Source organism: Paenibacillus kobensis NBRC 15729, from assembly GCF_004000825.1.
Lineage (GTDB): Bacteria > Bacillota > Bacilli > Paenibacillales > Paenibacillaceae > Paenibacillus_T > Paenibacillus_T kobensis.
The window spans coordinates 78934-102638 of the sequence record NZ_BILZ01000011.1 but is presented as its reverse complement, the minus strand read 5'-3'; the positions used below and the strand labels follow the sequence as shown (position 1 = coordinate 102638).

At 49.8% G+C, this 23705-nt stretch carries 12 protein-coding genes; all 12 read right to left on the bottom strand.

All coding sequences use genetic code 11. The features are described 5' to 3' along the window. Nucleotides 1-4: 4 nt before the first annotated feature. Nucleotides 5-163 carry a hypothetical protein gene (locus tag PKO01S_RS28745; RefSeq protein WP_164779552.1) on the bottom strand — a complete coding sequence of 53 codons (159 nt, stop codon included), beginning with the start codon at nucleotides 161-163 and terminating at the stop codon, nucleotides 5-7. Between the two features lie 298 nt (nucleotides 164-461). Continuing rightward, nucleotides 462-4190 (bottom strand): carbohydrate-binding domain-containing protein, encoded by a 3729-nt coding sequence (locus tag PKO01S_RS09610; protein ID WP_127531117.1) that lies wholly within the window; start codon nucleotides 4188-4190, stop codon nucleotides 462-464. A 215-nt stretch (nucleotides 4191-4405) separates the two neighbouring features. Beyond that, nucleotides 4406-11656 (bottom strand): fibronectin type III domain-containing protein, encoded by a 7251-nt coding sequence (locus PKO01S_RS09605; RefSeq protein WP_164779551.1) that lies wholly within the window; start codon nucleotides 11654-11656, stop codon nucleotides 4406-4408. A gap of 247 nt (nucleotides 11657-11903) precedes the next feature. Further along, nucleotides 11904-12383, bottom strand: a complete 480-nt coding sequence (locus tag PKO01S_RS09600) for a hypothetical protein (RefSeq protein ID WP_127531115.1) — start codon at nucleotides 12381-12383, stop codon at nucleotides 11904-11906. Beyond that, entirely contained in the window at nucleotides 12370-13161 is a 792-nt protein-coding gene (locus PKO01S_RS09595) for a hypothetical protein (protein WP_127531132.1), read from the bottom strand. The genes PKO01S_RS09600 and PKO01S_RS09595 overlap by 14 nt, the downstream gene beginning before the upstream one ends. Nucleotides 13162-13353: 192 nt before the next feature. Beyond that, nucleotides 13354-14754, bottom strand: coding sequence for a multicopper oxidase domain-containing protein (locus tag PKO01S_RS09590; protein WP_164779550.1), 1401 nt, complete (start codon nucleotides 14752-14754; stop codon nucleotides 13354-13356). 27 nt (nucleotides 14755-14781) lie between these two features. Next, the gene (locus tag PKO01S_RS09585) at nucleotides 14782-15984 is read right to left on the bottom strand and encodes a cupredoxin domain-containing protein (RefSeq protein WP_164779549.1); all 1203 of its coding nucleotides are present in this window, start codon (nucleotides 15982-15984) and stop codon (nucleotides 14782-14784) included. A 159-nt stretch (nucleotides 15985-16143) separates the two neighbouring features. Then, nucleotides 16144-18192, bottom strand: a complete 2049-nt coding sequence (locus PKO01S_RS29110) for a helix-turn-helix transcriptional regulator (RefSeq protein ID WP_218031476.1) — start codon at nucleotides 18190-18192, stop codon at nucleotides 16144-16146. Nucleotides 18193-18857: 665 nt separating this feature from the next. Beyond that, a complete protein-coding gene (locus PKO01S_RS09575; protein WP_127531112.1) occupies nucleotides 18858-19739 on the bottom strand; it encodes a restriction endonuclease in 882 nt (293 codons plus the stop codon). Nucleotides 19740-19811: 72 nt separating this feature from the next. Beyond that, on the bottom strand, nucleotides 19812-20177 hold the full coding sequence (locus tag PKO01S_RS09570) for a hypothetical protein (RefSeq protein ID WP_127531111.1): 366 nt from the start codon (nucleotides 20175-20177) through the stop codon (nucleotides 19812-19814). 196 nt (nucleotides 20178-20373) lie between these two features. Further along, the gene (locus PKO01S_RS09565) at nucleotides 20374-21636 is read right to left on the bottom strand and encodes a Fic family protein (RefSeq protein WP_127531110.1); all 1263 of its coding nucleotides are present in this window, start codon (nucleotides 21634-21636) and stop codon (nucleotides 20374-20376) included. A gap of 407 nt (nucleotides 21637-22043) precedes the next feature. Next, entirely contained in the window at nucleotides 22044-23678 is a 1635-nt protein-coding gene (gene groL, locus PKO01S_RS09560; protein WP_127531109.1) for a chaperonin GroEL, read from the bottom strand. Nucleotides 23679-23705: the final 27 nt, after the last annotated feature.

The window sequence follows — 23705 nt, the reverse complement described above, 5'->3', positions numbered from 1 at the left end:
CTGCTCACTTGCTCCTCTTAGACGCCGCCCAGAAAGCCAATATAATAAGCGGGATCAGAATATACCATGGGATCGTAAGCGTCCCTCCAATGAAGAAGGCAATCAACACTAGCACAATGATACCAACAATAATATATAAACAGCCTCTTCCGAACGACTCCATTGGCTCCTGCCTCCTATTCAGACGCGGGATGCTCCCTTTATTCGCCCTAATGCTTATCGTTATGCGAACGGCATCTTGTCTAAGACCAACTCTCCCCCGGCACAAAAAGACAAGCGCCGAGTTATCCGTCTCGACGCTTGTTCTATTAACTTGCTTATACTTTGAAATGGTTCACGATGCTTTCCGGCTCGTTCATCACTTGGACCATCCGGTTCGTCAGCGCCGTCAGTTGAAGCGAACTACCGAAACAAAAAAAAGCTTGTCAGAGGTTCATCGCTGAACCGCCGACAAGCTCATTTTATGCTTCTAAAAGGTCAAGCAGCCGTACAATGAGCATCGCGCTCTCCGCGCGCGTAGCCGTTCCCTGCGGCACGAATAGATTGTCGCCGCGCCCTTGAATCACGCCGAGCGAATGCGCCGCATTCACCGCAGCCTGCGCCCAAGCTGATATGGAAGATTGATCCGCATATTGGTGGTGTCCGCTCTCCTCGTCTGTACGGTCTGTCTCATAAGCATAAGCACGCATGAGCATGACCGTAATCTCTTCCCGCGTTATCGCTTCTTTCGGAGCGAACGACGTCTCGCTTCGTCCATTCACGATTCCCGCTTCGGTCACTGCAGCAATTGCACTAGCATACGCAGATGACGGATCGACGTCGTTGAAGCGTACACTCTCTCCCGGCTGCAGTCCAAGCGCACGCGCAAGCAGCACGGCGAATTGAGCACGGGTCACTTGTGCCGACGGAGCGAACCGGCCTTCGTCTACGCCTTGGATGATGCCTTGAGCTGTCAGCTTCTTGATTGCATCCGACGCCCAGTGCCCGTCAGGGACGTCTTGGAACGGCTTCGCAAAGTTCAATAAACCGTATACGCTGAAGTGGCTCACTTCTGCGGTCATCATGCCGCTCTCTTGCATGCCGCGAACGTAATGCAGCGAGCCGTCATCTCCGATGTAGTAAATGCCGGTTACGGCATGTTCATCGGCCGCGTGCGCATGGAACGACAGCATGGCCGGCTGTTCGAAGACGTCCAGCTTATGCTCCTTGCCGTCAGCACCCGCGATCGAAAGCGAGAAGCGTACGATGTCTCCTGCTGCCGTTAGATCCGCTCCGTTCACTTCACCCGCCTGCTCCAGCAGAGCTGCCCGCTCGGATGCGGACAGCGGCGCCATCCGCAGGACGATTGCCGCTTTGGCAAGCTCCGGCCCGCTTATCAGACTTTGCAATTGGCGAATAACTGCAGCCGGAATGCGCACGGATGTCATGCCGCTTGTGAACTCCACTGCTTTCGCGCCAGCAAGAGCTTCGTCATTCGCATGGATACGGAATGCGCCGTCGACAGCAACCTTCACGACCCCGTCGCTTCCAGCGGAAGGCAGGTCGAACCAATCCTCTTCCGTGTTCGCTGGGGCAGGCGCCGAAGACACATAGACATTACTGCTGTAAGGCGTAGCCGATGCTTCGGAGGAAGGCGCGCTCTCTCCTGCCTTATTCGATGCTGTTACGACGTAGTAATATTTCACCCCGTTCGTAAGACCCGCATCCGTGTAGCTCGTCGAACCATACACGCTGGACGTTACCGTCGCATAGGAAGCCCCTTGCTCCGTCGAGCGCTTTACGCTGTAGGTCAGTCCGCCTGCTGCGGAAGCATCCCAATTCAATACAACCTGTCCGTTGCCCGCTGCGGCTGTCAGCCCTGTCGGCGCGCTAGGAACCGAATCGAACCGGATGTTATCAACATACATCCGCCCTTGGAAGTTGCTTCCCGCATCCGCCATGACAAGCGTAATATCGCGAAGCAGCGTATCCAGCCCGATCACTTTATTGTCTGCAATGTTCGTCAGATCGAATGATACCGGCACATAATACAATCCTTCTGGTGTCCGCTGCAGCGTATTAAGCTTGTCCAGCGGAACATTCACATTCGCAGCGGCTTGAGCCCAATAGCCAAGCGCTGGCGGAGCGAAAGCGAGATTAATCGATATTGCCCCTTCGCTTGCCCGAACCGGATCGATATAGAAATCGAACGCCAAGCGGTCGTGCAGGCCTCTCATCGCATTAATGCCGCTCAAGATGAGTCTTGGCGCAGAAGCCCAGCCATCGGTCGGCTTCACGTCCGGATAGACCGTCTCCCAGGAAAGCGCGCCCGACCCGTTCGCCTGCTCAATCGTTAACGCCGACTTCACACCGGAGCCGCCGTCCCAGTTCCAGCCTTGTCTGGTCGCTTCCTCGCCCTCGAAGGTGGAAGGCAACGCTGCCGTTCCAAGCGGTGCATGGACGACCGGCTGCTCTACGACGGCACGGTTGCCCGATACCGCAATGTTGTCCAGAACGATCGAATCCGCCCCCGAAGCCGTTCCGATGAACAGAATAAGATTCGTCATCACGTTATCGGTGGCATGCGACGCTATCGCCTGCAGATTAGGCGCATCGTCAGCCGTAATCGTCACCGTCGCTTTGTAGCTTCCGTCCTCTTGCTGCACGAATTGCTCCGGCGTCACTTGCACCGCACGCTTCGGATTCGCCCAGCCAGCAGAGCTGCTCTGCGGAACCGCTGCAATAGCGACCGTCGTCTTCGACGGCGCAATGACGTCCATCGTCAGCTTTTCCGCGCCGAGCACGTTAGGATGGATGGCTGTACCATCAGCCGATAGGCGCGGATTACCCCAGAAGTTCGAGGCGGACACATCATTACCTGTTCCTAAGCCGGCAATGGACAAGCCATTACTAGTGTTCGACAGCGTCACCGTCTTAACAGGACTATCCGAGTTAACGCCGAAGCCTTGCGTCGTCCCGTCATCGAAATTCCAGATGACTGTATTGTAGCTTTCCTTCACTGTCCGGTCGATCGGTTCATACGCAATCCCTTTAATCCTCGCCCGAACGTACTCGCCGGACAAGCTAAGTTCACGGGGAGCCCATACCTGATCATCGCCCGGATTCAGATCCGTCGCATTCTGCTTGCCCAGTTCCAGCGGCATGAATGCTGCCGATGTCTCATTCTTATTCGTCAGCGACCAATTCGTCCAACTGATGTTGTTCTCATTCAGGAACCTTAGCCATACGTCCGCTTCGTCGAGATAAGGTCCGTTATTGCCGCTTGCTTCGCTCGTTCCCCATTCCGTCGAGAAGACAGCGGCGCCATGCTCCAGCGCATAACGGACATTGCTCATCACATTGCCGCGGTCTTCGCTGTTAGACGACGGCTGATGTGTTCCCGTGTAGAAATGAACCGTATACGCCGTATTGCCATCGTTAATCGGATTGTCTGCGGCCAGGTCGGGACGCTGGCTCCAGTTCGGACTGCCGACGATAACAAGGTTGTCGTTGCCGCTGTCGCGCAGCATCTTAATAATCGGCTCCGCATACGATTTCACGGCTTGCCAGCCGGCAGCGTCATTCGTCACTCCGCCGCCTGCGACTCCGCCGTCATTGCTGCTTGGCTCGTTCGCCAGCTCATAAACGAGGTTCGGATTATTCGGATATTTCTCCGATATTTCCTTGAAGAAGTCCATGGCTCCGCTGTACACATCCGCATTCGGATTGCCCGGCGAATGAACATGCCAGTCGACGATCACGTACAGATCGTTCGCAATGGCATAATCGATGCCATTCATGACCCGCTGCTTGTTCAGAGCAGGATTCGATGCGTAACCGCCCTCGCCGACATACATCGCAAGACGAATAATGTTTGAATTCCAATCGTCCGCCAGTGCGGCGAAAGCATTGTCGTTAATAATTTCGGGAAACCACTGCAAGCCATGCGTGCTCATTCCCCGCAGTTGAATGGGATTGCCGTCCTTATCGCCAAGCGTCTTCTTCCCGTCCTGCTCGATGATGTGCAGCGCGCCTGCAGCCGAAGGCTTCTTGCCCGGCGCCTTCAACAAAGGGTCTCCTGCCGCGCTGTGCGCTTCTGCTGGTCCTAGTTCAGGATTAGGCGCTGCACTGCTGACGACCGGCAAATAAGCCGCGACAAGCGCAGCGATCAACATGACGATCCATAACCGGTTTACTTTGCTCGCTCTCATAGGGCATCCTCCTGTTAATGATTCGCCCCTCACCAATTGCAAGCGCTTTCTAAATTGAAAGCAGCTCTTTGTTTTTGTCTATTTCTTTATTTTATATCAGTTACAATGCGGTGTAATGAGACGTTGGTCTCATAAAGATACGGATCGTATCTTCCACTTCAAAAAAAATAGGTCAGCCATTAACGGCCGACCTATAACATATATGAGCTTCAACTCTAGTTAGCTGTTTGCGTAATGATTGCGCTCCATTCACTCGCATTGTTCGCATTAATTGCACGTATGCGATAATTGTGCAATGTGCCCGCCGCTAGGCCAGTGTGGCTGTATGAAGTGCTGGCAATGCGGATGACCGCACCGCCATCGACCTCCACTTCGTAACCGGTCGCTCCCGTTACGCCCGACCAGCTTAACGTAATTTTTCCGCTAGCGGATGCTGCTGTTGCCGTCGGCGTCGTTAACAGCGTCTTCGAAGCGAGCGGTGTGCTCCATTCCCCTTCGCCTCCGCTGTTCTTCGCACGTACCCGGATCGTGTAATCCGTATTGACAGGGAGACTGCTCTTCGTGTAACTCGTCGTTGTGACCGGTTCAATTGCCCCGTTGACCTCGACATCGTAACCGGTCGCGCCTGCTACCGCTGGCCAAGTAAGTGCAATCGAAGAACTGGTCGGCACAGCCGAAACGCCTGTAACGGCAACCGGCGTCGTGTACTTGCTGGCGCCTGGCGTCCAAGCACTGTTGTTCCCTGCGGTCAACGCACGCACTCGATAAGTGTGTGCCGTGTTCGGCGATAATCCCGAAGCCGTATACGTCGTGTTCGCTCCTGCACTAACAGCTACACCGTCGAACTCAACCTCGTACTCCGTTGCGCCCGCAACGGCCGCCCAAGTCAATGTCATACGGTCTTTGGCTGAAACTGCCGTTACGGCCGGCGTTACTAGCTGCGTCTTCACGTTGACCGGCGCGCTCCATATGCCGGTGCCTCCGTTATTTTTCGCGCGAACCCGAATCACGTAGGCTGTATTGGCCGCTAGCCCATTTTTCGTGAAGTTCGCTGAAGCACTAGCCGTAGCCGTGCCGTTAATCTCTACTTCGTAACCTGTCGTTCCCGCAACCGTTGGCCAGGTAATAACAAGCGACGTACTGGTAGGTATGGCATTAATGCCCGTTACCTCCGCCGGCGTCGTGTACTGGGTAAGGATTGCCGTCCATTCGCTGGCATTGCTTGCGTTCTTGGCACGTACGCTATAGGTATGAGACGAGCTTGGCAGAAGACCCGTATGCACGTAGGATCTGCTCGTTCCATTGCTGCTCTTCACGCCGTCCACTTCGATCTCATACTCGGTTGCTCCTGTAATCGCCGGCCAGCTTAACGTAATCTGGCTGACCGTCGCAACTGGCGTTACAGTTGGCGTTACAAGCAAGGTTCTTGCCGTGACCGTCGTACTCCAAGCTCCAGCCCCTTCGCTGTTCTTCGCGCGTACTCGAACGGTGTAGCTCGTATTGGCAGCTAGTCCGCTCTTCGTATAGCTTGTTGCCGTACTTGGAACAACCGTACCATTAACGTCGACCTCGTAACCCGTTGCCCCCGTAACCGCCGTCCAAGTGATAGCTAAGGAATCGCTGGTCGGCACTGCGCTTACTCCTGCCGCAGCGGCCGGCAGCGTCATTTTGTTAACAACCGTACTCCATGCGCTGCTGTTCGTTGCATTAGTCGAACGTACTCTATAGGTGTGTGATGTACTTGGACTCACTCCCGTATGAGCATACGTTATATTGGTCCCGTTACTCTTAACGACGCCATCTACCTCGACCTCGTACTTGGTCGTCCCGGCAATGGCTGCCCAGCTTAACGTAATCTGGCTGCTGGTCGAGACAGCCGTTACAACTGGCGTCTCCATCATCGTTTTCTTCGTTATTAACGCGCTCCAATCGCCCGCTCCGCCGCTGTTTTTGGCGCGTACCCGGACGGAATGATCCGTATCGGCAGTCAATCCGTTCTTCACGTAGCTCGCAGCGGCGCTGCTTACAACAACTCCATCGATCTCTACATCATAGCCAGAAGAAGCGCCTGTAACCGCCGTCCAGTTGATCGTAATGTCGTTGCTAGTCGGAATTACGTTAACGCCGGTCACAACTGCTGGAGTCGTATATTGGCTGACCGGCGCCGTCCAAGCGCTGGAGTTGGCTGCATTCACCGCCCGCGCCCGGTACGTATGCGTCGTGCTTGGCGTCAATCCGGAATGCGTATAGGACGTGCTGGTTCCTGCACTGACCACCGCACCATCAAGTTCAACCTCATATCCGGTCGCTCCGGCAATAGCTGCCCAACTCAGTACGTTCTGGGTGCTTGCTGGCGTTGTTTTTAACACCGGTGTCGCCAATAAGGTTTTCGTTGTGACAGCCGCGCTCCAATCCCCGTTTCCTTCACTATTCTTCGCGCGTACCTTGATCGTGTAACTCGTATTCGCCGGCAGACTGCTCTTCGTCAGACTGGTCGTTGTGTTCGTCGTCACCGTACCGTTAATATCGACCTCATACCCGGTAGCTCCATCTGACTGCGTCCAACTTATAGCGAGCGACGAGCTGGATGGCGTTGCCGCCAGACCGACTGTTTTGGCTGGCGCCGTTTTCTTGTTGACCAGTGCTGTCCAATCGCTCGCATTGTTGGCGCTCTTCGCCCGCACTCTGTACGTGTGCGAAGTGTTCGGCAAGAGGCTCTTATATACATAAGTCGTGCTTGCACCTGCACTGACGGCTTTGCCGTCCACTTCCACTTCATACTCCGTTGCTCCGGTAACAGCTGCCCAGCTTAATGTCATTTGAGTGCTCAAGGACACTGCCGTTACCGTTGTTGGGGTCGTTAACAAAGTTTTCGTTGTAACTGGCGTGCTCCAGCCTCCGCTGCCTGCGCTGTTATTCGCGCGTACTCGAATCGAATAATCCGTATTCGCTGGCAGACTGCTCTTCGTGAGGCTGGTCGTCGTGTTCGGCGACGATACGCCGTTAATTTCGACATCGTACCCGGTTGCGCCCGTTGCGGCCGTCCAACTGATGGCCAGCGTCGAGCTGGTTGGAATGACGCTCAGCCCCGTTACGACAGACGGTGTCGTCGATTTGCTGACCGACGTGCTCCAGTCGCTCGTATTGTCGGCGCTCTTCGCGCGAACCCGATACGTATGCGAACTGCTTGCCGTCAAACCGTTATGTGCATAAGTAAGCGTGGTTACTTCTCCGGCAGACACGCCGTCCGCTTCAATCTCGTATTTCGTTGCGCCTGCAATGGCTGCCCAGCTAAGCGGAATTTGGCTCGCTGTCGATGCGCCTAACGTTACAGTTGGCGTCGCCAATAAGGTTTTCTTTGTAACTGACGCGCTCCAATCCCCGTACCCATCGCTATTCTTCGCGCGTACCTTGATCGTGTAACTTGTATTCGCCGGCAGACTGCTCTTCGTCAGGCTGGTCGTTGTGTTCATCGTCACCGTACCGTTAATATCGACCTCATACCCGGTTGCTCCATCTGACGCCGTCCAACTTATAGCAAGCGATGAACTGGATGGCGTTGCCGCCAGGCCGACCGTTTTGGCTGGCGCCGTTTTCTTGTTGACCAGTGCCGTCCAGTCACTCGCATTGTTGGCGCTCTTCGCCCGCACTCTGTATGTGTGCGAAGTGTTCGGCAAGAGGGTCTTGTATGCATACGTCGTGCTTGCACCTGCACTGACGGCTTTGCCGTCCACTTCCACTTCATACTCCGTCGCTCCGGTAACAGCTGCCCAGCTTAATGTCATTTGAGTGCTCAAGGACACTGCCGTTACTGCAGGCGTAGGCAATAAAGTTTTCGCCGTTACTGCCGCGCTCCAGCCTCCGCTGCCTGCGCTATTCTTCGCGCGTACCCGGATCGTATAATCCGTATTCGCTGGCAGATTGGTCTTCGTAAGGCTTGTCGATGCGTTCGCAGACGATACGCCGTTAATTTCGACATCATAACCAGTTGCTCCCGTTGCCGCCGTCCAACTGATCGCCAGCGTCGAGCTGGTCGGAATAACGGCGACACCCGTTACGGCGGCTGGCAGCGTGGACTTGCTGACTGCCGCGCTCCAGTCACTCGCATTGTCGGCGCTTTTCGCGCGAACCCGATACGTATGCGAACTGCTTGCCGTCAAACTTTTATGCGCATAAGTAAGCGTGGTTACTTCCCCTAAGGACGCTCCGTCTGCTTCAACCTCATATTTCGTTGCTCCTGCAATGGCTGCCCAGCTAAGCGAAATTTGGCTCGCTGTCGATGCGCCTAACGTTACCGTCGGCGTTGGCAATAACGTTTTGAACGTATAGTTCGAGCTCCAGTCGCCTGTGCTTCCACTCGATTTCGCTCGAACACGAACGATGTAAGCGGTATTCGCAGGCAATCCGCTTTGGGAATAACTTGTCGTTGTCGGACTCGCAGCTACTGCGCCGTTGACTTCAACCTCATAGCTGGCAGCGCCGCTGACTGCCGTCCAACTAATCGCAAGCGACGAGCTCGTCGCTGCAGCATTCACCGATGTCGTAGTTCCGATCGTAGTCGAGATACTCAGTACATCGCTCCAGTTGCTCAAGTTATTACTGTTCTTTGCCCGTACCCTATATTTATGAGTCGAGTTAGATGCGAGTTTCGTGTGCGAATAAGTCAGATTCGCTCCGACGCTAACGACCTTCCCGTCCACTTCCACTTCATAAGCGGTCGCCAGGTATGCCGCTTCCCATTTAAGAGTTATAGCATTGCTAGTCGGTTCCGCAGTGATTTGAGCCGGTACCGGCAGCAATGTCATAGCGGTAACGGGATCACTCCACTCGCCTTCTCCCCCGCTATTAACGGCAAGCACTCGAATCGAGTGGCTAGAAGCGGCCATTAATAACGATTTGGTGTAGCTGTTCGTAGAACTGTCCTCCACCTTACCGTCTACTTCGACACGGTACACTGCCGCGCCAGCTACAGCCGGCCAGCTCACCGTCAACGTTGTATGGGAGGTCGCTTTCACACTCACGCCCGTTACTTTCGCAGGCGTTGTCATCTTATTGAGCGCCGTGCTCCAATCGCTTTCGTTATCCGCGCTTTTCGCCCGCACACGATAGCTATGCGCCGTACTCGGCTGCAATCCAGTATGCGTATACTTCGTATCGGTGACCTCAACTATCGTCCCGTCGATTTCAAGCTCATACTTCGTTGCCCCTGTTATTTTCGCCCAGCTGACCGTCAGCTGATCCTTACTCGCCGAAGCCAACCCAATGGTCGGTATCGCCAGCTTGGTCTTGACTGTAACCAGACTGCTCCATGCCCCTTCGCCTGCGGCATTTTTGGCCCGTACCCGAACGGCATAACTCGTATTCGAAACCAGCTTCGTTTTGGTATAGCTCGTTGCCGTCGTGGACACGGCCGTCCCGTTAATTTCAACATCGTAACCCGTTGCGCCGCTGACTGCCTGCCAACTAATCTCGATGCCAGCAACATACGGTACTACGGTTAATCCTGTAATTCCGGCAGCGGTTGTTTTTGCACTGACGCTATTGGAATCAAGCGATTGTAAGCCGGCTGCATCTTCCGCCTTAACGGTGAAGGTGTAAGAAGTATTCGGGCTAAGACTGCTCGCCTTATAGGTCAGCTTGTCCGTCGAACCAATAGGAGTGCCATTCCGGAGAATGACATATTTGGTTACGCCGACATTATCCTTCGCAGCCGCCCATGTCAAATCAACCGTTTTATCTGTTACCGCCGTAGCTGCTAGATTCGCAGGTGCGCTTGGCGGCACAACGTCAGAGCCGGTCGTGAATTGGAGTACCGCGCTCTTCCCCGAAATATTGCCGTCAACATCCACTGCCTGTACCGACAATTGATAAGCGGTGTTCGGCCGAATGTTCGTCAGCTTAAAATTGTTGGTCGTTGAAGAGCCAGCTAACGTTGACCCATTAAACACTCTGTACTCCATTATGCCGAAATTATCGGTAGATGCTTTCCAAATGAGCCCTAGGCTGCCGTCCGAAAGCGTGGATACAGCCAACGCGGTAGGTATGCTCGGTCCTGTGAGATCCCCCGTTGTTTTGAACGTTTGCATAGCGCTCGGTTCTGACAGGTTTCTCGCATCGTCGACAGCCCGAACCGTCACGCTGTAGTTGCTGTTTGGCACAAGCCCCGTAATCGTAAACTTAGGCGTTGCGGTGAATCCTTTTAACTCTCCGCCCACATAAACATTATAGCCCGCTACAGCACCATTATCGGACGAAGCCGTCCATGTAAGCGTCGCGCCGATATTCCTAATGTTCGACAGCTTAACATTTACCGGAGTCGTCGGAGCTTGGCTGTCCCATATCTTGTCCACTTTGTCAATATTGGCTTTACTCGCGCTGCCAGGGATAGCTGCAGAAGAGGTGCCGTCTGCATACCGGACAGAATAATCAAAGTAGAGGCCGCCATCGGCTCTCCAAATTACATTATTAATGCCGCTGTACGTATAATCGGGACTTCCGCTGTACAGAAGAAGCTTGCTTGCTCCCTCTAGCTCAATGCCGCAGCAGGAGGACCCGGAAAGATATAGTGCCGTAAATGTTTTAATGACGGTGTTGCTTATGTTACCTGCACCGTCTATCGATCTAGCATAAATATTGACGTTGCTATAATCGTAATGCAAACGAATCGGGGCGCTATATTTGACCCAGTCGCCGGTTTCACCGATCCGATATTGCATCGTGACAGCTCCGCTCCCGTCGTCGGTTCCGCCGCTTAAGGACAAATCGGCGTCGAACTGACTCCAATTCATCCCCTTCCCTGTCCAAGGGTAGGCATCCCGCTTCAACGTAATCGTAGGAGCGACAGGCGCTTTCTTGTCCAGCTTTACTTGCACTGATTTGGTTGCTTCCGTATTTCCTGCTTTATCCACTGAGTAGTAGGTTAACTTATGAGTGCCATCTACCGATATTAAGACGGGACTCGTATACTGCGTATTAGCGCCCCCGTCTAATTGGTAGTACGTTTTGTCAACGCCCGAACCAATCTGCTTATCGGTAGGAAGCAGCGTAATGATCGGATCCGTCGAATACCATCCGCTAGTCAGCTTGCCGTCTACGCGGTGAGTTGTGACCGGCAGTGTTTTATCCACTTTCGCTTGCCCGGTTGCTTCCGAACTGATGTTGCCGGCATTGTCCAACGTCCTAGCAGATAAATCATATACTCCTTCATCGCTAATCGTAATCGCAGTGCTATAATCCGTCCATGCTCCGGCACCGATCTTATACTGAGACTTTTGAACGCCGCTCTGGCTGTCCGTTCCGTTCGTAACCTCGACCATAACCGATTGTTTCGTCCAACCAGACGGTGTGAACTTCAACACTGGCGCGGTTGGAGGCGTGCTGTCGGCAGGAATGCTTGCCGCATATCCTATGGATGCAGATGAGCATACAAGGATGACCGTTGTTAATAATAATATGATTTTCTTCAATATCATCTCTCCTCTAATTCGTTCCCAATTTCATGACAACCCATATTAAAGTAATTATCGTCATATCCGATTACTTTCTTTATGAAAACGCAGGTAATATTTCTCAACTAGTCGTCTTGTTTGAATATAATTTATGTTTTCTTTAGGTTTATCTATTACTTTTGGAGCACACCCCCTATAAGCACACAAAAAAACTGCGTTAACGGAAAGGTTCCGCAAACGCAGTTGCTACTAGGTTGAATTATCCTTATGAAGATGCAGGTTCCGCTGCAATGCCAACCGATATCGCCCGGTAATGCCACAGAATATGACGAACTTCTTCAGACCTCGATTCGCTGCAATGGACAATAACGGCAAGCTCAGGCTGCGGCCTTCGCGGGGAACGGGTAGCAGGACGTCCCCCTTTCCTCACACGGATTAGCCAGACCGCACCGTACCCGATTAAGAATCCGGCCAATGCATAGATCAGCCCCCATACAATCGGTCCCCATTGGAATTGAAACCCGATACTCGCACCAATAACGCCAACGCCTGTTGCAACAGCCATCCCCACCTCAAATCCTCTAACTTTCAGATCCTCCGCCTGATGGGCTGGGCTGGTTGTTGTTTTATCGAATGGATCCATTGCAACAACCAGCAGGCTCTCCTTGCTAATGCCGATCTGCTCCAATTCCGCCAACGCTAATTCCAACTGGAGAGTATGCTCGAATGTGCTAACGATTAACATAGCCCTCCACCCTGCCTTGGAAAAGTCTGTGGACCTTACTTCCCCCATATTGTTCAGCGAAAAACTGATCTTGTTCGGAGATGAACAAACGATTCTGGTCAATGGCTTGCATATAGGCGAAATATATGGTGCCGCCTAATATCGATGGCATAAATAACAACCACTGCGGATTAAGGACGGCTACAGAATCCCCTAACCGCCCGGAAAACAACAAGAAGAGCGATTCGAAAGCATGTGCCAACGTTCCTTTGATCCACCACCAAGCGATCGCATAGACGCCTAGTACGATACGCTGATTGTACAAAAAACCGAGCCCTGGGAACGCGAACGACCATAGAGCGCCCATCACCGGATTTTTTCTTTCCAAAAACTGAATTTCAAATGCGAAAATTTTGAGTCTCGTAATCGTTATGTTTTCAAGCTCCGATAAGCGGCTAAGCCGGTTAAGAGTAAACGCGGTACGATAGCTGCTCCACATCGCATAGAAATATACAGCGACATAACCATACATCCACTGGGGCTCCAGTGTCTTTGTTGCCAATTCAAAGCGGCCGCACAATGTATAAACGATCGCTTCGTTTATATGGCCCAAAGTATTAATGATCACTTCGGCTAAAGTAAGCAACAGCCCTCTTGCATATTGCCCCATCAATACATGACCGAAGCCGGGAAAAGCAGCCGACCACCATAAGACGATCTTAGGGTCGCGCCTCGATATGTAGGTCGCTCCGTTACCGCTGAGCAGTACTCTAGGTTTTCGCGCCTGGCCGTCATTCATCACAACATTCACTCCGATGCAGTATGCTTAAGCCGCCTGATTCTGGCACATAGGGATTAGTCCAGTTTGTATTGTACCCATGAGCTGGAAATTAAACACAACCCGCCAATAACTAGGTTCTGCCCATACCTATAGAAAGAAAAGAAGAAGCCTCATACGAGCAAGCTCGTGCAAAGCTTCTTCCGCTTGGGTTTATTCCACGACTACCGTGCCTTTTATCGTTGCATGAATCGTGCAGGCGTACGAATACGTCCCTTCTTTCGTGAACGTATAGCTCCATGCGCCCTTCGGAAAAATATTGCCGCTATTGAACAGCCCATCATCGCTCGTAATCGTATGGACTTGCCTGTCGGCATTCGTCCAAGTTACGGTGTCGCCGACTTTGACATGCAGCTCTTTGACGGAGACGGACAGTGCGCCGATGTTGACAGATACGCTAGCCGCATTTGTGTTATTGGCCGTATTTGCTGCACTGTTCGAGGTCGTTCCGCCAGGTTCAATGGATTCATTCCCGCAATGACTCTCCGCTGCAGCCGCCCCAGTCATATGCTCCGCATGGCCGCCTGACGATGTGCCAGACTTCGGATCGACGCACATCATCGTATGCAATCCGCCGGGATACACGCCATCATTCGTATTGTCCACAATATTATGGCTGTGCAGAGGGAACTCGCCGCTCTGATCGAATACAACCAGAATATCGTACCGTTCCGCCGGGCCTAGCGAAACCGTATCCTTCTCAATAGGCGCTGGCAGCGGCCTGCCGTCGGAAGCGATAATTTGAAAATGAACGCCATGCAAATGAATGCTGTGCTCCTCGTAGCCGCTGTTAATGAGCCGAATAAGGACTCGCTGCCCAACGGTGGCGTGGACCATAGTCGTAGGATCGTTTAATGTGTCCGGGAACGACTTGCCATTAATCGTCCAATACCGGGGATGAAAGTCGGTGCGGTCGTACGTTTTCCCTTCTTCCACAGCCGCATGCCATACCGGATCAAATTCATTCAACAGCATCACGTACTCTTTGTCGTAGACAGGCCCTCCTGTCCAAGCTTGTTTGATCCCGTTCTTTGCTTTCACAATAAAAGCGCCATGCATGCCCATTTGCAAATGCTCCACCGTATCGACATGACAGTGATAGAAATAGGTACCTGCATGCTTTGCCGTGAATTTATAAGTAAAGCTGGACCCTGGCTGTACGGGGGGATGCGTATCCGGCACGCCGTCGTTTTGTTGGTCGGTATCGAGTCCGTGAAAATGAATCGTGTGCGCTAACGGCTGAATGCCCTCTTTGCCGGGACCTAAATTCGTTAACGTCACTTCGACGAGGTCGCCCTCGTTGACCGTAAGTGTCGGCGCAGGGTAAGCAGCCGTACCCTTCACATTGCTCAGGCTGTATCCCCAGATATACGCTTTCTTACCGTCCGCAAGCGTCATATAACCATCCGTCGCGTATAGATGAAACTTCTTAACCACCGGTGTGACAGCGAAAGCTTTCAGACCGCTGCTCACCGCATTCATCGAGAACCCGGCAGCAAGCAACAACAGCAGAGACAATAGGATCGCCCACGCTTTGGCGGTATTGGTTCGCATGACATAGCCCATCTCCAATTGCCTGCATTATTTCGTCGTTACTACAGCCGTTTTGATCACGGAATCCCAGTTGTATTTGCCTCCAATCGCGTTCACGATCTCCACGACGGACACATACGTTTTTTTGTTAATCGTATATTTGGTAAGGTTCTTGCCAACGACAAGCTTTGCGCTCGTAATTTGGGATAGGCTCGATGCTGGAATGAGCGTCTGCCCCTGCTTCACTTGGACATCCGTCAAGACCGGAACATTGTTCACGACGAGCTTGGCTGCGCCTTTAGGCGCAACGATGACTTTGCCCGTTTTGTTCCAGAGGGGATCGGTAATTGTATAGGTGCCGGCTTTCGCAAACGTTAATTGGAATGACATATCCGGCATAATGGCGCCTGAGCTCACGAATTCTTTGCCGTCGAATACGGGACCGCCTGCCGGTTTCTCAAGCAGAGGATTGAATTCGCCTTTCTCGTCGATTGCCGCGAATCCCTTAGGCAAATTGATCAGAACAAATTGAAAATCATGACTGTCCGTAACCCATTTAATCGTGTCGCCCTCGTTGATGTAGAACGTGCTCGGCGAATAGAGATTGATCATCAGATCCGGCGTTCCTGATCCTGCATACCCGGTGTAGGTGATCGAGCCATTCTTGTTTTTCTCGTAGCTTGGAACACTTCGGCTTTTCTTAAGATCGGCGAACTGCTGATCGAGTTCCTTCAGCTTAGCGGCCTGTTCCTGCTGCTGCTCGTCTTTGGATGGAATGGGCTGGCCCGCTGGAACGACGATAATGGTTCCTTTCATCGATGAATGCAGGAGACACAGGTAAGGAAAGACGCCGCTTGCCGTGAAAGTGACGGTGTAGCTCTGGCCCGGAAAGAAGATGCCGGAGTTGAGCATCGTCTGGCCGTCCCACGACGATCCGCTCGGAGCACTCGGTGCGGCGTAACTTTCGTCGATCTGATCCGCCGTCGGAGGAGTCGTCTGGCCCCAGAACGTTACCGTATGAGGGGCTAATCCGCCGTTGTTCGCGAACTTAACTGTATCTCCCTCATGGATGATCAACGTTCTGGGCTGCATGGAAAACAAGGATACTTCGTTGTTCTGAGCCAAGCTGACGTTAACGTCCCAGCTTTGCGGTGATGTGCTCGTGTCCGGCGCCGCCCATACGAATTGGCCTCCAACCGTGAACAGTAAAAGAACTGCGAGAACGAATAATCCTGCCTTTTTCTTCAACATAGTGTTCCTCCCCATTACTTCTTGTTTTGCAACTAGCAATAAATTATCACTGCTGAAGCAGAATCGATATTATCCGAAAGGAGTATTCAGGTAGAAAACAGGTATACCCCTGCATTAAAAAAGACCGCCTTATCGAAATAAGGAGGTCTTTTCAAGCAATCATTTACCCGAGTATTTGTGCACAAGTTGAACGCGGTTCTTAATATCCAGCTTCTTATAAATGTTCGCCGCATGCTTCTTAACCGTAACCTCGCTAAGGTAAAGCTGAACGGCAATGTCTTTGTTGGACCGCCCTTGAATCAATAGTTCGGCAATTTCTTTCTCGCGTTTCGATAACCGCTGCATTCCGCCCTGTTCTTCGGCAGCCCGATCCTTATCCTCTTCCTCCGCCAGGCCGAAGGTCGCAATCATCTTATTCAAATAGTCATGAATCTTGCTGCCTCGCGTGTCCATGACATAGTAGGAGGTTGGCGTCTTGCCGTCGTAATCGTAATGAACGACATCCTGAACCTTCTCTAATCCAAGATTGGTGCAAATCGCGTATGAAATAGGGATTTCGACGGGCGCTGCCACGACGTAACCAGCCGTTAGGATGTGAATGATAAACGTTGACAGGGACGCCTGCATCATCGAGCCGTCGGCGTAATCATATACGTCGAGCGTCTTCACAAAGTAACCCGCTTTTAAGTGTCCCGGTACTTTCAGCTCATTCCTCACCGCATCGGACAAATGGGTAAAATACGCCGACGAAATGGGTTGGGACATCAAGTAGTCCATCGTGTCCTCATTAATCGGGATAATTTCCAGCAATCCGTAGACCATACCTTCCGCATTTCGAATTAACTGAATGCAATTAGGATCCAAGTCATACAGCTCTTTCAGCTGAATTTGTTTCAATATATTGAGGCTGTTCTTCGCAGACATGATATACTCGACCTGCTCGTTCGTCTCCCGGTCTACGAACGTAATAATTCCGTCTTTCGCCGATAAGCGTCTGCGTTCGATATACCGCTCGGCTTCCGCCCAGTTCGACGGATGAAGCGGCTCAACGGTATAGGAGATGGACTGTTGGAACAGCAGAAATTGAATAAAATGGTTGCCGATATAATAGAGAATTTCGGCATTTTCCCAAGCGGCCGATTTGCTTCGGGCCGACTGTTTCATTTTGCTGCAGTAATATAAGACACATCGTTTCCATAGCCGGTTATGGAATTCTGGTCTGCGAAGCCGCAGTTCAACCCCGATCGCATCCCTCAGCAAGTCGTGAAGCAGCCATCCGCGCTCGACCTGTTGAACGAAGGAGTATCCCGTAAGTTTACGAAATTGCTCCGTCGTGACTTGCTTCTCCAGCACATGGCTCAGCAATTCTTGATTGAAGTGGCGCAGCACAGCCGTGGCTTCGACCAATTCCCGCATGAAGGGATCCGGTACCTCTTGGAGCCAAGTGTTTACGATGTGTGCGAATATGCCGCTCTCATCTGCGAAGGTGCTCTTGTGCAGCGCTTCAGTTAGAGTGGTCGATGCGAGCAGCGACAAGGTTAGGGCATGTCCTTTCGTTCTCCTCCATATGTAACGAATGCGTTCCTCCTGTTCAATGCCCGACCGCTCCAAGTACTGTTTGACTGAATCATAGTCCAGATCGGCAAGCGGCAGACGGGTAATGAGCCGGCGCCATGCGGGCGAGACACGCCACGCTCCCTGCAATGGGAACCTTCCAGCAATAATAATAAGAACTTCTGGATTCAGGTGAATCAGAAAATGTTCCCTCAGCCAATGCTCGGTTTCCCCGATCGCTTCGAACGTATCCAGGGCAAGGACGATTTTAGAGCTGATGGTCATTTCCCTTATCGCTTCTAAACAGACTTCCGTTAGCAAGCTGACATCTGTCGTTTTGTCGATATGATGGATGGGATAGCGGAGCGCGCGCAACACATTCCATATAAAGTCGGATGGGTTTCCGGGAAAAACCCTGCAGTCTAATAAAATAAACTTCACATGGGCATGCAAGGAGAGCCGACGGTACTCATTTAACAGATAACTTTTTCCTACGCCTCCAGTCCCGAACACGTTAATAATTCCGCCTTCCGACGTACCAGCATCTAATTTATCATGGAAAAGTCGAATTTCTTGGTCCCGTCCGACGAGGTAATGTTGCTCCAACTTATCCAATTCGCTGGCTCTTCTGTGAAGACGATCCTCTCTCAGCATGCGCGCATTTCTCCTTCGTGACGACATGTCAGCACAAAAACAAGCTGTATAAGTGTGTGTATACACTTGTAAGCTCGGCAATCTAGGTAGTCTGAATCATTCGTAATCTGTGTGGTTAATCATATACCGCCGCCGTTGAAAAGAATGTCGCACGTTGAAGGAAATTCGTACTCGGGATCTATTTATTTCTCGTTCTCGCTGGTGATGCATACAGATGAATAATTTCTATGCTGCGATAGAAATACAGACCGGTGATAACAAAGGCCTCCCACAAGTTCGCTGAACTCGTGAGAGGCCTCTGCTTTCGAAAATGTATCATCATGTGGTCATTCGATTAACGAAATGTGACCAATGGTCCGTATAAAGACAAAAAACCTTGATTTCTCAAGGGTTTTCAGTCTGTATTACATCATGCCGCCCATAAAGTATTGTTCATCGCTCATCATCTTAATGATTCGTTTTCTCCATAAGCACAGAGAATGCAGTCTTTAACCGTAACTCAGCTTTCGGGTTATTTCGATCATGACCGCCCATTTCGTTATTTTTTTTGTGATTTTTTAAAAATCAAGACTTAGTTGTGAACTATCGTTCTCCGTTAGTGAAACAGTCACTCAGAATAAAATCATTTCATCGTTCCTTAAAACCTAACACGTATGAATATCGAATTACTTCGTTTTTATTGTTTCTTTTGCCCACTGTACTAATGATTCCTTAGTTATACCGTTGGTCATAGTAATTCCAATATCATTTCTTATAAGCAAATATGAGATATCGTCAATGTTTTTTAGAATTATACCTGACTTTTCCGCTAATTTTCTTGATTCAGCACTATAGTCTCCCGTTGTCAGAAATAATGCAAATATGGGGTCAAGACTTCTTAACTTTACATTATCAGAAACCATGCCTTTAGTGGCAAATTCACCAAATCTCGCTAAAGAAATTGATCCTACTAAACTTCGTAATTCTTCTGTTCCAACCTGTCCATTGGGATAATGCTTTGCTTGTCCAATTACCCATAAAATAAAATTATGTTGGAATTGAACAAAGGGGTACTCACTGTTTGACAAATCGGATAAGGATATCGTGCCAAAAAAATCAATTCCTTGATCCTTTGAATGGGGAGTTCTCTTACAGTTTTTAGCACCTAAAAGCGACAAAATGGCACCACATATTTCTTCAAATTCTTCAAACGATATACCTGTCAATACTCTCTTCATACCATCAAAATGAACTGCCAATTTCGTTTTCTCATTTCTTACAAATTCTTCATCACTCAAATCAATATGAAAAGGCCCTCTTATATAAGATGTTCCCTCATAAAAATCAAACCAAGGATACGTTCCTGATTTTCTGTTATCCTCCAACAACTTATCTAATTTACGTACTACTTCTGTTTTTATATTAGCAGTTCTTGCCACGGCCTGCGCCTCGTTTAAAGCATCTTTTTCCATGACAATCACTTTTAATATTTCTTGTAATTCAATTGGTGAATCAGTCGGTGTGATTTTTTCTTTTAAGAACTCAATTAACTGGTCTGATGTTAACATGTTACTTCCCCCATTATTTTTCTCTAGTTGGTTCAATAAATGATTATGGTTAACACTATTCTTTAACAGAGCCTAGCCTGTAATAAAAAGCAGGGTGGCTCTATTGAGGCGCCCTGTTCTTTTATCCAGTCCAATTAATAATTCTCGATGCAGCTTTTTACTCTGCTCCCCAGTATCCAACACAAGCACTCTATTTGTAATAGCATACCATTTGATCATTCCGAGCTGATCCAATGAATCGAGCGTTCTTCGAACTACTTCTGTTGACCTTTGAGATAGCCGGCTTAGTGTCTCAATATTTACTTGGCCTTGTTCAAGGCGGAATAAATTAAACAATATTCTGTGGATTTTTCTCTCACTATCTTCAAGGTTTGTATCATTATGCCCACCACCATTAAGAACATTTGTTCCTATAAGTATCATGATAGGCCGATTCATTCAATGTTCTAATCCTCTACAACTTCAAACAACTCTTCAATCGTAACTCCAAGTGCCCTAGATATTCAGCGGTTGCTGGATAAGACCTCGATTCAGAAGAAGGCTACGGATAAGTTGAAGCTACAATTTAGTAATCTTTTGAGTTTTTAATACTTCAGTACAAAACGGGACTCGAAGAGTCCCGTTAGTCGTTATACTATGTTTGCAATTCTTCAAGTACTTTACTAACAAATTGAGTGAAATTAAATGTATACACATATTTTCTACTTACTTTTGACTTATCAAACATACCAATAACTTCCAATTCTAATAGATCTGATCTCGCTGTTTCATACGAGACTTTATGTCTCTTCTTATATTCAGCTATTGTCACTAAATTATTTGACTTCTTGCTTAAGTATTCGACCTCTTTAAACTGCCTCTTAGATAGCACATAATGATGTTTATCTAACCAAGTGTTAATGATACGTTTTCCTACCTCTTGTTTTAATTCCGTTATTAGTTCGAAATATCTCACTAATAATAATTCTAACTGGTTCATTAGAAAATATGTTACATCAGTTGGGTTTTGTTCGCAGTCCTCAATGGCCTTATAGTATTTGGATTTTTTCTTATTAATCGCAGTAGAAATTGAAAGATATTTAAAGAAGTTATATCCTTCCTTCAGTAAGTACATAACAGTAAAAGCCCGAGCTGTTCTCCCATTTCCATCAAAGAAAGGATGTACATAGACAATATAGAAATGAACTATCAAAGCTTTTATTATTGGATGGAATTCGGATTTATCTGAAATAAACTTAAATAGATCGTTCATCATCCACTGCACATCTTCCGGGCGAGGGGCGGTGTATATCACCCTGTTAGTTGACATATCCTTTACTTGAACGTAATCATCTCTATACTTATCTGTAACATCTTCCTCATCCAATGTTCCTTCGGTAATTATTTTATGCAGAGCTATAAAGCTATCCTCATTAATAACATTATTCTGGTCATTTATATAATCTAGGATATACATCATAGCTGCATAATTATTATAGATCATTCTTTCACTGTTATCTCTAGGTGGTTCCTTCTTTTTCAACATTTCTGCGGTTCTTTTTCTAGTAGATATTGCACCTTCAATTACACTGGAATTGTATGCTTCATCTATTAAAAGTTCCGTTACCTTATTATCCCAATCTGTTACATATGATATTATATCTTGAATATCATTCGAAGCACCTTCCTCCAGCTTATGCAATTGCGCCATGAGCTGGGGGGTTAGTACAAACCATATTTTTTCTTTATTTTGATCCAGCAAATTAATTTCAATACTAATGTCCTTCCTCTTTCTTATAATCCTCTCCCAGTCCCTCATAACTGTTGATCCAACTTTTTGCTTATAAATGAAGCTCTGTTTTGTTAGGTATGATTCGTTCACAAATTTATCCAAGATGTCATAAGTTTCGTCAGACATAGATCACCATCTCCTTAAATAACCATCTTGCCCGAACGATTCGATTTAATACTAACTTAATACTACCCAATTACTAATTAATCTAGATTATCCCCCGTTATATAAGGGTTTGTCAATTAGTTTGAAGTTGCAAATACACCAGACATGTGTACCCATGATTTTTCTTATTTCAAACATATATATTGCACGACGATCCCCTCTCTCTTTTCCTCTGTACCTACACCATATGGCCAATATCACTAACCCAGAATTGATACTCCACCTTCTATTGGAGAATAAGTTCATGATTTTTAGCCAGAATCTTATCCTTCATAGCAGAGAAAGTGATTTTTTTGTGATTTCCAAACAAAAACGGGACCCCGTAAGGTCCCGTTTCCCTTGCTGCTATAAGGTTTTTAGCGATGTGATTACATCATGCCGCCCATACCGCCCATGCCGCCCATGTCAGGCATGCCGCCGCCAGCGCCTTTAGGCTCTGGTTTGTCAGCGACAACTGCTTCGGTCGTCAGGAACATAGCCGCTACGGAAGCTGCGTTCTGCAGTGCGGAACGCGTTACTTTCGCTGGATCGACGATGCCCGCTTCGAACATGTTAACCCACTCGCCCGTTGCTGCGTTGTAGCCGATGCCGATTTTCTCGTTCTTCAGGCGCTCAACGATAACGGAACCTTCTTGGCCAGCGTTCGCTGCGATCGTGCGGACTGGCTCTTCGAGGGAACGGAGTACGATGTTAACGCCCGTTTTCTCGTCGCCGTTAGCTGCAACCGCTGCTACTGCGTTGTATACGTTCACGAGTGCCGTGCCGCCGCCGGATACGATGCCTTCTTCGACTGCTGCGCGAGTCGAGTTCAGCGCGTCTTCGATGCGGAGCTTGCGCTCTTTCAGTTCGGTTTCCGTTGCTGCGCCGACTTTGATTACCGCTACGCCGCCAGCGAGTTTCGCCAGACGCTCTTGCAGCTTCTCACGGTCGAACTCGGAAGTCGTTTCTTCCAGTTGCGCGCGGATTTGGTTCACGCGAACGTCGATGTCGGCTTTGTCGCCAGCACCGTCAACGATGATCGTGTTTTCTTTCGTTACACGGATTTGACGAGCCGTACCGAGTTGGTCAACCGTCGTTTGCTTCAGCTCAAGGCCGAGCTCTTCCGTGATCACTTGGCCGCCCGTCAGAGCAGCGATATCGCCCAGCATCGCTTTGCGGCGGTCGCCGAAGCCTGGAGCTTTAACGCCAACGCACGTGAACGTGCCGCGCAGACGGTTAACGAGCAGCGTAGCAAGCGCTTCGCCTTCGATGTCTTCTGCGATGATCAGCAGCGTTTTGCCGGATTGAACGACTTTCTCGAGAACCGGAAGGATCTCTTGAATGTTCGTGATCTTCTTATCCGTGATCAGGATGAACGGATTGTCGAGTACAGCTTCCATTTTGTCCGTATCCGTAATCATGTACGGGGACAGGTAGCCGCGGTCGAATTGCATACCTTCAACCACTTCGAGCTCCGTAGCGAAGCCTTTTGACTCTTCTACCGTAATTACGCCGTCGTTGCCGACTTTCTCCATCGCTTCAGCGATCAGTTGGCCGACTTCTTCGTCAGCGGACGAGATCGAAGCAACTTGTGCGATCGATTGTTTGCCTTCGATCGGCTTAGCGATCTGTTGCAGTTCTGCAACTGCAGCGCGTACCGCTTTCTCGATGCCTTTGCGGATAACCATAGGGTTAGCGCCTGCAGTTACGTTCTTCAGACCTTCGCGAATCATCGCTTGCGCGAGAACCGTTGCCGTCGTCGTGCCGTCGCCGGCTACGTCGTTCGTTTTCGTTGCAACTTCTTTAACGAGCTGAGCGCCCATGTTCTCGAATGCGTCTTCGAGTTCGATTTCTTTGGCAATGGAAACGCCGTCGTTCGTGATGAGCGGGCTTCCGAATTTCTTCTCCAATACAACGTTGCGGCCTTTAGGGCCAAGCGTTACTTTAACTGCGTTCGCAAGAGCGTCAACACCGCGAAGCATCGCGCGGCGAGCGTCTTCGCCGAATTTGATTTCTTTAGCCATCGTCAATGACCTCCCATATATCAATTA

Excerpts from the sequence above, each read along its gene's own strand:
- PKO01S_RS09570 (WP_127531111.1), bottom strand. The coding sequence starts at position 20,177 with ATGAATCGGCCTATCATGATACTTATAGGAACAAATGTTCTTAATGGT.
- PKO01S_RS09565 (WP_127531110.1), bottom strand. The coding sequence starts at position 21,636 with ATGTCTGACGAAACTTATGACATCTTGGATAAATTTGTGAACGAATCA.
- PKO01S_RS09600 (WP_127531115.1), bottom strand. The coding sequence starts at position 12,383 with ATGTTAATCGTTAGCACATTCGAGCATACTCTCCAGTTGGAATTAGCG.
- PKO01S_RS09575 (WP_127531112.1), bottom strand. The coding sequence starts at position 19,739 with ATGTTAACATCAGACCAGTTAATTGAGTTCTTAAAAGAAAAAATCACA.
- PKO01S_RS29110 (WP_218031476.1), bottom strand. The coding sequence starts at position 18,192 with ATGCTGAGAGAGGATCGTCTTCACAGAAGAGCCAGCGAATTGGATAAG.
- groL (WP_127531109.1), bottom strand. The coding sequence starts at position 23,678 with ATGGCTAAAGAAATCAAATTCGGCGAAGACGCTCGCCGCGCGATGCTT.
- PKO01S_RS09610 (WP_127531117.1), bottom strand. The coding sequence starts at position 4,190 with ATGAGAGCGAGCAAAGTAAACCGGTTATGGATCGTCATGTTGATCGCT.
- PKO01S_RS09585 (WP_164779549.1), bottom strand. The coding sequence starts at position 15,984 with ATGTTGAAGAAAAAGGCAGGATTATTCGTTCTCGCAGTTCTTTTACTG.
- PKO01S_RS09595 (WP_127531132.1), bottom strand. The coding sequence starts at position 13,161 with ATGAATGACGGCCAGGCGCGAAAACCTAGAGTACTGCTCAGCGGTAAC.
- PKO01S_RS09590 (WP_164779550.1), bottom strand. The coding sequence starts at position 14,754 with ATGCGAACCAATACCGCCAAAGCGTGGGCGATCCTATTGTCTCTGCTG.
- PKO01S_RS28745 (WP_164779552.1), bottom strand. The coding sequence starts at position 163 with ATGGAGTCGTTCGGAAGAGGCTGTTTATATATTATTGTTGGTATCATT.